This window comes from Micromonospora sp. BRA006-A (assembly GCF_033433935.1).
Lineage (GTDB): Bacteria > Actinomycetota > Actinomycetes > Mycobacteriales > Micromonosporaceae > Micromonospora > Micromonospora aurantiaca.
Window position 1 is genome coordinate 3,248,564 of sequence record NZ_JANCLW010000001.1, and the last position, 12,566, is coordinate 3,261,129.

14 protein-coding genes are annotated in these 12,566 nt (G+C 75.7%); 9 read left to right on the forward strand and 5 right to left on the reverse strand.

The window, feature by feature from the left end; all coding sequences use genetic code 11:
* Positions 1-119: 119 nt before the first annotated feature.
* The 5 genes from NMK34_RS14595 to NMK34_RS14615 all read left to right on the forward strand — a co-directional run bounded on the left by NMK34_RS14595 (position 120) and on the right by NMK34_RS14615 (position 4,469).
* A complete protein-coding gene (locus NMK34_RS14595; protein WP_318333853.1) occupies positions 120-1,880 on the forward strand; it encodes a PP2C family protein-serine/threonine phosphatase in 1,761 nt (586 codons plus the stop codon).
* Positions 1,877-2,923, forward strand: a complete 1,047-nt coding sequence (locus NMK34_RS14600) for a B12-binding domain-containing protein (RefSeq protein WP_318333854.1) — start codon at positions 1,877-1,879, stop codon at positions 2,921-2,923. The genes NMK34_RS14595 and NMK34_RS14600 overlap by 4 nt, the downstream gene beginning before the upstream one ends.
* A 76-nt stretch (positions 2,924-2,999) precedes the next feature.
* Complete coding sequence (locus tag NMK34_RS14605; RefSeq protein ID WP_318333855.1) at positions 3,000-3,347, forward strand: STAS domain-containing protein; 348 nt, start codon at positions 3,000-3,002, stop codon at positions 3,345-3,347.
* A gap of 71 nt (positions 3,348-3,418) precedes the next feature.
* Entirely contained in the window at positions 3,419-3,865 is a 447-nt protein-coding gene (locus NMK34_RS14610) for a response regulator (RefSeq protein WP_318333856.1), read from the forward strand.
* A 118-nt stretch (positions 3,866-3,983) separates the two neighbouring features.
* Entirely contained in the window at positions 3,984-4,469 is a 486-nt protein-coding gene (locus NMK34_RS14615; RefSeq protein WP_318333857.1) for an ATPase, read from the forward strand.
* A 10-nt stretch (positions 4,470-4,479) separates the two neighbouring features.
* Here the strand turns inward: NMK34_RS14615 and NMK34_RS14620 are convergent, their stop codons facing one another.
* Positions 4,480-5,313, reverse strand: coding sequence for a hypothetical protein (locus NMK34_RS14620; RefSeq protein ID WP_412098879.1), 834 nt, complete (start codon positions 5,311-5,313; stop codon positions 4,480-4,482).
* Positions 5,314-5,676: 363 nt separating this feature from the next.
* Here NMK34_RS14620 and NMK34_RS14625 point away from each other — a divergent pair, with 363 nt between their 5' ends.
* A complete protein-coding gene (locus NMK34_RS14625; protein ID WP_318333859.1) occupies positions 5,677-6,615 on the forward strand; it encodes an endonuclease/exonuclease/phosphatase family protein in 939 nt (312 codons plus the stop codon).
* A gap of 4 nt (positions 6,616-6,619) precedes the next feature.
* On the opposite strand, the gene NMK34_RS14630 is transcribed toward NMK34_RS14625, so the two are convergent.
* Together NMK34_RS14630 and NMK34_RS14635 are read right to left on the reverse strand one after the other, a co-directional pair.
* Positions 6,620-7,048: an OsmC family protein gene (locus NMK34_RS14630; RefSeq protein ID WP_013285994.1), complete on the reverse strand. Its 429-nt coding sequence runs from the start codon at positions 7,046-7,048 to the stop codon at positions 6,620-6,622.
* An 80-nt stretch (positions 7,049-7,128) separates the two neighbouring features.
* Entirely contained in the window at positions 7,129-8,076 is a 948-nt protein-coding gene (locus NMK34_RS14635) for a serine/threonine-protein kinase (protein ID WP_318333860.1), read from the reverse strand.
* Positions 8,077-8,214: 138 nt separating this feature from the next.
* Between NMK34_RS14635 and NMK34_RS14640 the strand changes: the two genes are divergently transcribed.
* On the forward strand, positions 8,215-8,430 hold the full coding sequence (locus tag NMK34_RS14640; protein ID WP_318333861.1) for a hypothetical protein: 216 nt from the start codon (positions 8,215-8,217) through the stop codon (positions 8,428-8,430).
* Positions 8,431-8,457: 27 nt separating this feature from the next.
* Here the strand turns inward: NMK34_RS14640 and NMK34_RS14645 are convergent, their stop codons facing one another.
* A complete protein-coding gene (locus NMK34_RS14645; RefSeq protein WP_318333862.1) occupies positions 8,458-9,255 on the reverse strand; it encodes an alpha/beta fold hydrolase in 798 nt (265 codons plus the stop codon).
* Positions 9,252-10,145 (reverse strand): SDR family oxidoreductase, encoded by an 894-nt coding sequence (locus NMK34_RS14650; RefSeq protein WP_318333863.1) that lies wholly within the window; start codon positions 10,143-10,145, stop codon positions 9,252-9,254. Before NMK34_RS14650 ends, NMK34_RS14645 begins: the two co-directional genes overlap by 4 nt.
* Positions 10,146-10,281: 136 nt before the next feature.
* On the opposite strand from NMK34_RS14650, the gene NMK34_RS14655 reads away from it, so the two are divergent.
* Together NMK34_RS14655 and NMK34_RS14660 are read left to right on the forward strand one after the other, a co-directional pair.
* On the forward strand, positions 10,282-11,028 hold the full coding sequence (locus NMK34_RS14655; protein WP_412098880.1) for a response regulator transcription factor: 747 nt from the start codon (positions 10,282-10,284) through the stop codon (positions 11,026-11,028).
* Positions 11,006-12,538: a sensor histidine kinase gene (locus tag NMK34_RS14660; protein WP_318333864.1), complete on the forward strand. Its 1,533-nt coding sequence runs from the start codon at positions 11,006-11,008 to the stop codon at positions 12,536-12,538. The genes NMK34_RS14655 and NMK34_RS14660 overlap by 23 nt, the downstream gene beginning before the upstream one ends.
* Positions 12,539-12,566: the final 28 nt, after the last annotated feature.

The following is a 12,566-nucleotide window of genomic DNA, read 5'->3' on the forward strand; positions in this document are numbered from 1 at the left end:
GGCGCCCGCGCCGTGGGGTGGCGGTCCCGGCGTACCGGCGTAGGGTGGGCGGTGAGACGTGACCACAGGCGCCGGCTCCGGCGCCTCCGGGTGTCGACGAGGAGAGTGGGGCTCAGCTGGTGACTGCTGCCGACGTCAGGGGTGCCGACCCGGGCGACGGACGGATCTCCACGCCGAGCGCCGCACGGGCTCCGGCGTGTTCCGCCGCCGCGCCCGTGCCGCCCGCCCTGCCGCCGCTGGCCGCCGACCGCGACCTCACCGTCCCGAACTGGTCCGAGGTGGTCGAGCACTTCCGTGAGGGCCTGGTCGTGTGCGACGCCGACGGTGTCGTCCAGCACGTGAGCCCGGTCGCGGAGCGCCTGATCCCCGAGGTGACGCCCGGCGAGCTGCTGGCCGCCGCGGGTCCGGCCCCGCTGCGCGGCGACGGGCCGGCCGAGTTCACCCACCGCGGGCGGCGGCTGCGCGTACGCCCGGTCGCACTGTCCCACCGCGGGCGCTGCTGGTACGTCGACGACGTCACCGAGATCGTCAGCCGGGCCGACGCGCTGCTGGCCGAGCGGGCCCGCTCGGCGTTCCTCGCTGTGGTCGGCGAGAAGCTCGGCAACCCCCTGCACCCGGACCGGGCCGCCGCCGCGGTGGTGCGCCTGGCCGTGCCGACGGCGGCCGACGTGGCGGTCCTGGTCCTCGCCCCCCGCTCCGGCCGGGTCCGCTGGTGGCGGGCGGTACGCGCGGACGACCGGCCGCCGGTGGTGGACAGCGGGGTGCTGCCCGCCACGGCGCTGCCCGCGGCGATCGAAGCCGGTCTGGCCGGCACCGAGCCGCACGCGCTGGACTGGCTGGTCGAACAGGCCGCCGACGCGGGCTGGCTGCCCGGCCTGGACGCCTCGGGCGCCACCGCACGGGTGGTGCCGCTGCCCGGCCGGGAGGCGCCTGCCGGTGCGCTGCTGGTGGCCCGGCGCGCCGACCGCTGGTACGACGAGGCCGACGTGGACCTGGTCCGCGCGTTCGCGGCCCGGGCCGGCGCGGCGCTGACCACCGCGATGCTCTACCGCGACCAGGCCGAGGTCGCCGACACGTTGCAGGCCAGCCTGCTGCCGGTCGAGCCGGCCGCCGCGACGGGCGTGCAGTGGGGCACCGCGTACCGGCCGGCGCAGGCCGGGCTGCGCATCGGCGGTGACTTCTACGGCTCGCACCGGCTCGCCGACGGCGGCTCGGTCTTCTTCCTCGGTGACGTGTCCGGCAAGGGTGTGGAGGCGGCCGTGTTCACCGGCCAGCTCCGCCAGTGCCTGCAGGCGCTGCACCGGGTGGAGACGCAGCCGGGCCGGCTGCTGAAGCTGCTCAACGACGCGTTGCTGGAGACCACGCAGGCGCACGGGCAGGGCCGCTTCGCCACCCTGGTGCTCGGCGTGTCCCGGCCGCACCGTGACGGCGGCCTGACGCTGACCCTGGCCGGCGGCGGGCACCTGCCGCCGCTGGTGCTGCGGGAGTCCGGCGAGGTCGAGGTGGTGCCGTTGCGCGGCATGCTGATCGGCGTGGTGCCCGATCCCCGCATCGGCGAGGTGACGGTGCACCTGGCGCCGGGGGAGACCTGCCTGTTCTACAGCGACGGGGTGACCGAGGCGCGCGGCGGCCGGCGCGGCGACGAGCAGTTCGGCCCCGAGCGGCTGCTCCACGCGGTGACCGGCTGCCACCGGATGCCCGCGCCGGCGCTCGCCGAGCGGGTCGAGCAGGTGACCTGCGACTGGCTCGCGCACGGCGACCACGACGACATCGCGGTGCTGGCGCTGCGCGCCACCGGCCCGGCCGGGCGGGCGCCGCGGCACCTGCACGCGGTGCCGGACCCGGCCGTGACCGAACCGACGAGGGAGTTGTCCGCGTGACCGTGCCGACCGTCGAGGCCGACCCGGGCCACGCCTTCCCCCGCTACCTGGAGTGCCTGGCCGACGCCGACGAGTCCGCCGCCGTGGCGGTGGCCCGGGGGCTGCTGGAGGCGGGCGTACCGGCCGAGCGGGTGCTGCTGGACCTGGTCGCCCCGGCCCAGGCCGAGGTGGGTGAACGCTGGGCCCGCAACGAGTGGAGCGTCGCCCAGGAGCACGCCGCCACCCACATCAGCGAGCGGGTGGTGGCGGCGGTGGCCGCGTACGCCGATCCCCGCCCGACCCGCGGGCGGATCGTGATGGCCTGCATGGACGGCGAGTGGCACGCGCTGCCGGCCCGGCTGGTGGCCGAGGTGCTGCGGCTGCGCGGCTGGCAGGTGGTCTTCCTCGGCGCCAGCGTCCCGGCCGCGCACCTGGTGTCCTACCTGCACCGCTACGACGCGGAGGCGGTGGCGCTGGCCTGCGCGCTGCCGATGCGGCTGCCGCACGCCCACCGGATGGTGGAGGCGTGCCGCCGCTCCGACGTGCCGGTGGTGGTCGGTGGCCGGGGATTCGGCGACGACGGCCGCTGGGCCCGCGTGCTCGGCATGCCGTGGGCGCCCGACGCGCCGGCCGCGGCGGACCTGGTGGCCGACGAGCGGGCGTTGCGCGAGGCGCCGCCCGCGCGGCTGGACCACCTGGCCGACGACGAGTACGCCAGCCTGGTCAAGCGGCGCGGCGAGCTGATCGACAGCGCCCTGGCCGACCTGCGGGAGCGGGTGCCGTCGACCGCGGACTACACGCCCGCGCAGCTCGACTCCACGATCAGCGACCTCGGCTACATCGTGGACTTCCTGGCCGCCGCGCTCTACGTGGACGACGCGACGCTGTTCACCGGGTTCGTCGAGTGGCTGGTGGAGATCCTGGTCAGCCGTGGGGTGCCGGCGGGCGCGGTCGGGCTGACGCTGGAGCACTATGGACAGCATCTGCGGGACTTCCCGCGCGCGGCTGCCTTCCTCGACCGGGGCCGCGCTCTGGTGGGCGGGCTGTCGGCGGCGGGCCGCTGACGGGCGCCGGTGCGGCCGTCGCATATACTTGCACCACTGCAAGTGTTTTCCTGTGGTGGGAGCGAGGGGGGCCACTGTGACGTTCACCGTCACGTACGCCCAGCGGGACGGGGGCGGCGCCCGCCTCCGGCTGGCCGGCGAGCTCGACCTCGGCACGGCCGGAGAGCTGAACTCGGCGATCGACCGGCTGATCGCCGAGGGGCACCGCGAGCTGCTGCTCGATCTCACCGAACTGACGTTCTGCGACTCCACCGGCATCGCGGCGTTCGTCCGGGGGGACAACCTCGTCGCCGCCGACGGCGGCTGGCTGCGGCTCACCGGGGCGACCGGCCGGGTCGCCCGGGTGCTCCAGGTGACCGGGCTGGCCGAGGTGCTCCACCTCGACCGCGACACCGTCGACCCGACCGCGCCGGCCGCCTCCTGATCCGATACATTTCCCCGCCAGCAGCCGGCCGTGCGGCCGGACGCCCTCCTCACCGAGAAACAGGTAAACCCATGGGTCAGACCAGTCCCAGCCCCGTTCGCATCCTGGTGGTGGACGACGACCCGGGCGACGTCCTGATGATCGAGGAGGCGCTCGCCGAGTCCGACGTCGACAAGGTCATCGACGTGGTCGCCGACGGCCAGGAGGCGATGGAGTTCCTCCGCCGCGAGGGCCGGCACACCGAGGCGCAGCGCCCGGACGTGATCCTGCTCGACCTGAACATGCCCCGGATGGACGGGCGGCAGGTGCTCGGCGAGGTCAAGGGTGACGAGAGCCTGCGGACCATCCCGATCGTCGTGCTCACCACCTCCAACGCCGACACCGACGTGGTCAGCAGCTACACGCTGCAGGCCAACGCGTACGTGACGAAGCCGATCGACCTGGACGACTTCAACGACGTGGTACGCCGGATCGACGAGTTCTTCGGACGGGTGGTCGTGCTCCCGAAGCACCAGTAGGGGCGGGAAGTCCGGGCCCCCGCATCCTGCACATTTTGTGGGAACGGCCGCGCCCGGGAGCGTCCGGACCGCAGGATCGGCTGGTGGGGACGCACACCGGCTGCCTGGGGGGCGACGCATGAGGTTCTCGGTGGTGGAGACCGGCTATGACAGGCGTCAGGTGGACGCCTGCCTGGACGAGCTGAGCCTGCGGCTGAGGCGGCTGGCGGCGCGTGCGGAGGGCGCCGCCGGGGCCGGCCGGGAGTGGGACCAGATCCGGTCGGACGCCCTGCACCTGTGCGACTTCCTGCATCGCCGTACCGCCCCGGTCGAGGGCGGCACGTCCCGCCCGCCGGTCGCCGAACGGGAGGCCGCCGAGCTGCTGGCGCAGGCCCGCGCCGAGCTGGAGGCCGCCCGCGAGGAGGCCCGCCGGTTGCGGGAGGAGGCGTACGCCGAGGCCGTGCGGGCCCGCCGCGAGTTCGAGGCGGCCCTGCTGGCGCGCCGACGCCGGGAGTCCCGGGTCGACGAGATCCTGGCCGGCGCGCGGGGCGATCGGGTGGCGGTGGACACCCCCACCGCCGCGGCGGGCGTGCGGCCCGGTGGCACCGGGCGCAGCGCCGCGTGACCCGCGCCGGTCAGACCAGCGCCGCCACCACGGTCGTAGCGCGCCTCTCGTGCCGGGCGTACGCGTCGGGGTAGGCGGACACCTGCACCGCCTGGGCCGCGGCGGTGACGCTCATGTCCTCCCAGCCGGGTACCTCGCGCAGCGCCGCGTAGAAGGCCCGGGCCGCGTACGCGGGACGCATGAGCTGGGCGACGGTGCCCCAGCCGCTGCTGGGCCGCTGCTGGAACAGCCCGACCGAGTCGTGGTCGGAGCCGCTGCCCTGGTGCGGGTGGTCGAAGGACTCCGGCAGTACGTCGCTGGCCAGGTTGTAGAGGTCGCTCTCCTGCATGGCGGTGGCGACGGCGACGACCAGCGCCCGGCGGGGCATCTTCATCTCCCGCCCCACGTCGACGATGGCCTTGGCGTTGTCCATCTGCCGCTGGTCCAGGCCGGCGACCGGCCGGGGGCGCTTGGGCGGCACGGGCTTGCGCGGCGGCTTCCTCGTCGCCGGGGTGGCGCTGGGTGTGGGGGCGGGCGGCGGCACGGCCGCGGCGGCGGGCGGCGCGATCCGGGTGAAGTCGCGGGAGGCGCGCTGGTCGGTGGCGGCCCGGTCGGCGACGGCCTCGCGTACCTCCAGGTGCGCCGGGCCGGTCTCGCCGACGCCTGCCACGCCGATCAGGCCGAGGCAGCAGGTGACACCGGTGGCGACAGCGATCCGGCCGGGTACGGTCCGGGCCGGGCCGCGTCGCGGCGGTTCCGGGGCGCGGTGACGCCCCACTCTCCGTTCGGCTGATGCCGGGTCAATCGTTCGGCGAACCGGGCGGTTGGCGGGCAACGGCTGATGATCGGAGTCGTCGGGATGCACCCGCCGAGGCTAGAGAGCTTCCGGGCCTTTGCCATCGGGGTGATTGGTGGCATGCGCCACAATCCGCCGGATTCGCGGTCCGCATTAGGGGTGCTGGATCATGAAAACCGCTAACGCCTCGTACCCGGAAGAATGCCTATGTCGGTTTCGGCGGTGCGAAACGGACGCTCGGCCGATCCGGCGGCGGCGCACCCCCGGTTCCTCCGTTCGGCGGAGGGTGCCCTGTTCGGACGGCCTGCGCGCGGCGTCGGTCCACCGACCGGCAGGGATCGACGCCGCGCGATCGGACGGTCCGCGCCTGCGCCCTGTGGATCATGGTGAGGCCGCCGCGCGGCGGCCCGGGCGCTCGATACGATTCCCACGGTGACGGAGCGGATGGTCGACGAGCGCCCGAGCGGCCCCCGCAGCCGGCGCGGCACGCTCGTCGTCGTCTGCGCCGTGCTGCTCGCGCTGCTGCTCGCCGGACACCGGCTGGTGCCCAACGTCCACGGCCTGGGCAGCCTGGTGGACAGCGTCAACCCGCTGCTCGGGATCGCCGTACCGGTGCTCGCGCTGGCGGCGCTGCTGCGCCGCTCCCGGCCCGCGCTGCTGGCGGTCCTGCTGCCGGCCCTGATCTGGGCCGGGCTGTACGGACGCGCCTGGCTGCCCCCGGCCGCCGGCGCGGACGGCGCCACGGTCCGGGTGGTCAGCCAGAACCTGCGCGTGAGCAACCCCGACCCGGCCGCCACCGTCGGTGCGCTCACCGGCGACGCCCCGGACCTGATCGGGCTCCAGGAGGTCGCCGACGGTGGCCGGGTGGCGCCGGTGCTGGCCGAGCGCTACCCGCACCGGGCGGCCGTGTCGACAGTCGCGCTGTGGAGCCGGTGGCCGATCCGCGAGGCACACGGCGTGGACACCGGGCTGGGCTGGGACCGCGCGCTGCGGGCCGTCGTCGCCGCGCCCCGGGGTGACCTGACCGTGTACGTGGTCCACCTCGGCTCCGCGCGGGCCGGGCACACCGCCACCCGGGACCAGACCGTCGCCGCGCTGGCCGACGCCGTGCGCGCCGACCCGGCCGACCGGCTGGTGGTGCTCGGCGACCTGAACACCGCCACCACCGACCGCGTCTTCGACCCGCTGACCCGGCTGCTCGGCGACGCGCAGGCCGAGGCCGGGCAGGGATTCGGCTTCACCTGGCCGGCGGAGCTACCGGTCACCCGCCCGGACCACGTCCTCTACCGGGGACTCACGCCGACCACCGCCGGGGTGCTGCGCACCCCGGACAGCGACCACCGCGCGGTGACCGCCGGCTTCCGCTGGTGAACGCTCAGTGCCGGCCGTTCTCCGCCGGGGTCACGGTGAGCCGGTGCCGGCTCGGGTCGCCGCTGGAGAACGGCCACAACCGATCGGCGTACGCGACAAGGTCGGCCAGCTGATCCCGGGTCAGTCCCGCCGAGGAGATCTCGGCGTGCACGTCGGCCCGGTAGCGGCCGTCGTCGTCGCGGCCCAGCTTCGCCTCGGCGGTCACCTGCACGGTGTGCGCCTCGTCCGTGATCTCCCCGGCCGCCTCCACCGCCGCGTGGTGCAGGCAGGAGGCGAACGCCGCGGCCAGGAGCTGCTCCGGCGTCAGGCCGGTGCAGTGCGGCGCCAGCGGGGACGCCAGGGCGGAGGAGAGCCCGCCGTCGTCGGTGCGTACGTGACCGCCCGCCGCGGTCGCCGTGGCCGTCTCGGCCAGCCAGGAACTCGGATCCGGCATCGCGTTCCTCCCGTCACTCACCGGACCGCGTTCCCGGACCCGCAGCGGCGAAACCGTGCCCGGGTGGGCAGTAGGAGCGCTCAGCCGACCCGGCCGCTGGTCGCGGCGTCGACGACCATCGCCTCGGTGGCCTCGGCGGCGGCCCGGCTTGTCCACGGCGACACCTGCGGTTCCCGCTGCCGGGGCAGCGCCGCGGTCATCGGCACGTAGACCCGGGCGTCCACCGCCTCGGCCAGCAGCAGCGCCGCCATCGGGCTGGTCGGCCTGGCGCACGGGTCGGCGTCGAGGCAGCGCCGGCACAGCTCGGCCACCTCGCCCGGCAGACCGGGCACCTCGGGCAGGGGGCGGGGCGGCCGGCGGCGGCGCGACCCGAGCAGCTGGGTGGTGCTGCCGGCCTCGTACGGCAACTCGCCGGTCAGGCAGTAGTACAGCAGCACGCCGAGCGCGTACATGTCGGCCGCCGGGGTGGCCGGCTGCCGGTCGAGCTGCTCCGGCGCCAGGTACGCCGGGGTGCCCACCACCACGCCGTCCGGAGTGTGGTCCGGTGCGCCGGCCGGGGTGGCGATGCCGAAGTCGAGCACCTTCACCCCGCACGGGGTGAGGATCACGTTCGCGGGCTTCACGTCCCGGTGCACGATGCCGTGCGCGTGCGCGGCGGCCAGCGCGGCGCACACCTCGGCGCAGACCCGTACCGCAATCCGCCAGTCCAGCGGCCCGCCGCGCAGGTGCGCGGCGAGCGTCTCGCCCTCGGCCAGCTCCATCACGATGTACGGCACCGGCCGCCCGTCCGGCAGCGTCGCGGTGCCGAAGTCGTGCACGCTGGCGACGTTCGGGTGCACCAGCCGCGCCGCCGAGCGTGCCTCGGCCCGGATCCGGTCCACCGAACCGGCGTCGCCGTCGAGCGCGGGGGAGATGAGCTTCACCGCGACGGTCCGGTCCAGCACGCGGTCGTGCGCGCGCCACACCTCCGACATGCCGCCCAGGCCGGCTCGCTGTTCGAGCTCGTACCGCCCGCCCAGCGTCCTCATCGCCCACTCCTCGCCTCGTCCGGTGCCCTCCGGTCCCGCTACCCGGCCCCGGAGCTGTGCAAACCGCCGAGGGGCGGCGCCGCGGCGGGGTAGCTTCGCGGCGGGGGCGTCGAGGAACGGGGGACAGCGGTGGGCGCGGTGCGCGTACGGTTCGTCGGCGGACCGGCCGACGAGCTGACCCGGGAGCTGCCGGCCGGGCCGGACGGCGCGCCGCCGCCCCGGTGGGTGCTGCGTCACCCGGAGGAACCGGCTGAGGGGATCGCCGACCACCTCTACGAGCGCGACGACCACGCGTCGCCCGGTGGCTGGACGATGCGGTACGTGCACACGTTCCCGTTCGGCGCGACCGAGTGAGGCTCCGGAGCAGCCGGGCGCGTCGCGTCAGGCCGGCCGGACGCCGGTGGTGCCGAGGATGACCGAGGCGACCAGATCCGGGTCGTCGTGCATCGGCACGTGCCCGCAGCCGGGCAGGTCCAGGTGCCGCGCGGCGGGCAGCCGGGTACGCGCCAGCGCCGCCTGCCGGTAGGGCAGGATCCGGTCCCGCGTACCCCAGGCCACTGTGACCGGCACTGTCGGCGCGCCGGCGTAGGCGTACCCCCGTCCGGCGCGGGCGACGGCGCGGAACGCCCGCGCCTGGCGCAGCGCGCGGGCGTCGGCCAGCGCGTCGTCGAGGGCCATCCGGTTGGGCCGGGCCAGGATCATGCCCATCGCCAGCATCCGCAGCGCGGGCGCGGCGAACAGGCGGCGCAGCACCGGTTCGGGCAGCCGGGCCGCGTTGCGGTGCAGGGACAGCACGGTCAGCGCCCAGCGCAGCTCGCGCGCGGTGCAGAAACCGGCCGGCGACAGCGCCGTGGCCGACGAGACCGCGCCGAGCGCGGCCAGCTCCAGCGCGATCGCCCCGCCGAGGCTGTTGCCCGCCACGTGCGGACGTTCCAGCCCGAACGCGGCGAACAGCTCGACCATGGCCACGGCCAGGCCGGGCATGTCGGCGGGCAGCCCGGCGGCGGGCACCGGGGAGCGGCCGAAGCCGGGCAGGTCGACGGCTATCACGTCGTGCGCCTCGGCGAGGCGGTCCAGCACCGGCCGCCAGGCGCCGCCGTGGTGGCCGATGCCGTGCAGCAGCACCAGCGCCGGCCCGGCGCCCCGCCGCTCGTAGACGACCTCCACCGGCGCGGTCACGGCCGCCCCTGCGGCGTGCTGGCGCCGAAGCCCCGGCCCAGCGCCCGGGACTGCTCCTCGATCAGCGGGACGGTGGCCCGGGCGGTGCGGCCCACCAACCGGTCGGCCAGCGGGCTGACCAGCACCGACCGCATCGCCTGCACGCCGGCCACGGCGCGCGGCACGTACACCCGGCGGCTGCGGCGCTCGATCGCCCGGACGAACGCCTCGGCGCACTCGGCCACTGTCGTGGTGCGCCGCAGCGGCCACGGCAGCTTCGCCAGCGCCGTGGAGAAGGCCGGCAGGTCGGCGCGCGCCTCGCGGACCAGGTCGGTGTCCACCCACGACGGATGGGCGGTGCCGACCGCCACGCCCCGGTGCGCCAGCTCCAGGCGGACCGCGTTGCCGAACTGCTCGACGCCCGCCTTCGACGCGCAGTAGGCGGCCATGCCGGGCAGCGCGGCGAACGCCGCGGCCGAGGAGACGATCAGCAGGTATCCGCCCCGGTCCACGAGCGCCGGCACGGTCGCCGCCGCCGTGCGCATCACCCCGATCAGGTTGACCTCGACGGTACGCACCAGCGCCTCGACGTCGCCGACGGCGATCGTGCCGCGGTTGGCGACCCCGGCGTTCGCGACCACCGCGTCGATCCCGCCCAGCGCCGCCACGGTGCCGTCGACCGCCTCGGCCAGCGCCTGCTGGTCGGTGACGTCGGCGGCGAACCAGGCGTGCCCCGGGCCCAGCTCGGCGGCGAGCGCGGCGAGCCGGTCGGGTTCCAGCCCGACGAGGGACAACCGGGCGCCGCGGGCGGCGGCGAGGCGGGCGGTGTGCTCGCCGATGCCCCGGGCCGCCCCGGTCACCAGCACCACCTTGCCGGCCAGCCGACCGGAAAAACGACCGTCGATGGACATGCCGGGAAGTTACCACCGGGTAGCCCGGGTGCGGAAGACCTCGCCGGACCTGCCTGGATCCGCACCGTACGGCGCGCACAGCTGGTACACAGGATCGGGACAGCCCGCCGACAGCGGGTCCGCCCACGATGGGGGCATGGTCATGAACGCGCAGTCCGCGCAGGGCCGCATCGAGCTGCGCCGACCGGACGGCGAACCGGTGCGGGTGCTCGTCGTCGACGACGAGCCGACGCTCACCGATCTGCTCTCGATGGCCCTGCGGTACGAGGGCTGGCAGGTCGCCGCCGCCGGCAGCGGCATGGCGGCGGTCACCACCGCCCGCCAGTTCCGCCCGGACGCCGTGGTGCTCGACGTGATGCTGCCCGACCTGGACGGCTTCCAGGTGCTGCGCCGCCTGCGCGAGCAGTTCCCGAGCGTGCCGGTGCTGTTCCTGACCGCCCGCGACGCGGTGGAGGAACGCGTCGCCGGGCTCACCGTCGGCGGCGACGACTACGTCACCAAGCCGTTCAGCCTGGAGGAGGTGATCGCCCGGCTGCGCGCGCTGCTGCGCCGCTCCGGCTTCGCGGTCGCCGCCCGCCAGGAGGCGGTGCTCACCGTCGGCGACCTCACCCTCGACGAGGACAGCCACGAGGTACGCCGCGGCGACGACCTGATCACGCTCACCGCCACCGAGTTCGAGCTGCTGCGCTACCTCATGCGCAACCCGCGCCGGGTGCTCAGCAAGGCACAGATCCTCGACCGGGTGTGGAACTACGACTTCGGCGGCCAGGCCAACGTGGTCGAGCTGTACATCTCGTACCTGCGCAAGAAGATCGACGCGGGCCGCGCGCCCATGATCCACACATTGCGCGGGGCGGGTTATGTCCTCAAGCCCGCCGAGTGACAGCCGTGGCCGGCTGCGCCGCCGCCTGGCCGGCTGGTCGCTGCGCCGCCGGCTCGTGCTCTCCGTGGTGGCGCTGCTCGCGCTGGTCAGCCTCGGCATCGGCGGCCTGACCACAGTGGCGCTGCGGCACTTCCTGATCGACCAGATCGACAACCAGCTCACCTTCGGTGACCGGCGGCCCGCCGACTTCGAACGCTGGGCCCGCCGCGGCATCGACCCGCCGCGCCCGGATCAGCGGTCCACCCCGCCGGAATCCGACGAGGTCGCGCCGGACCCCCCGGGCGGCTTCCCGCCAGGCTCCATCGCGGTCCGGGTGCCCGCCGCCGCCGAACCCGTCGGCCGGGTCCGGTCCGAGAGCGGCGGCAGCGAGGAGGTGCCACCCGCCGACCTGACCGAGCTGGCCCGCGTACCCGTCGGCGACCGCCCGCGCACCGTCGTCGTCGGGGACCGCGGGGACTACCGTGCGATCGCGCTGCCCTCGCCGCGCGGCGACGGCGACGTGCTGGTCCTCGCGATCCCGCTGGCCCAGGTGGACGACACCGTCATGTGGATGATCGTCGCGCAGGCCGGGGTGATCGGCGCCGGCCTGGTCATCGCCGGCGCCCTCGGTCTGCTCATCGTCCGGGTCACGCTGCGCCCGCTCAACCGCGTCGCCGCCACCGCCGCCCGGGTCACCGAACTGCCGCTCGACCGCGGCGAGGTCGCCCTGTCCGTGCGGGTGCCGGCCGCCGACACCGACCCCCGCACCGAGGTCGGGCAGGTCGGCGGCGCGCTCAACCGGATGCTCGGCCACGTCGCCGCCGCGCTCGCCGCCCGGCAGGCCAGCGAGACCCGGGTACGCCAGTTCGTCGCCGACGCCAGCCACGAGCTGCGCACCCCCCTCGCGGCCATCCGCGGGTACGCCGAGGTGGCCCGCCGGGGCCGCCAGGAGGTGCCGCCCGACGTGGCGCACGCGCTGCGCCGGGTCGAGTCGGAGAGCACCCGGATGACCAGCCTCGTCGACGACCTGCTGCTGCTGGCCCGGCTGGACTCCGGCCGCCCGCTCGCCGCCGAGCCGGTCGACCTGACCGCCATGGCGGTGAACGCGGTCAGCGACGCGCACGTCGCCGGGCCCGACCACCGCTGGCAACTCGACCTGCCCGACGAGCCGCTCACCGTCACCGGCGACACCCACCGGCTGCACCAGGTGCTGGCGAACCTGCTGGCGAACGCGCGGGTGCACACCCCGGCCGGCACCACAGTCACGGTCCGGCTCGCACCAGCGCCCGACGGTGTCGAACTCCGCGTCACCGACGACGGGCCGGGCATCCCGGAGCAGTTGCAGCCGGAGGTCTTCGAGCGGTTCGCGCGCGGCGACACCTCCCGCTCCCGCGCCCAGGGCAGCACCGGCCTGGGGCTGGCCATCGTCGCCGCCGTGGTGGAGGCGCACCACGGCCGGGTCGACGTGGTCAGCCGGCCCGGCCGTACCGCGTTCACGGTCTGGCTGCCGGGATCCACAGCCGACGCATAGGCCGTTCACGGGAGCGGGCCAGCGGGCC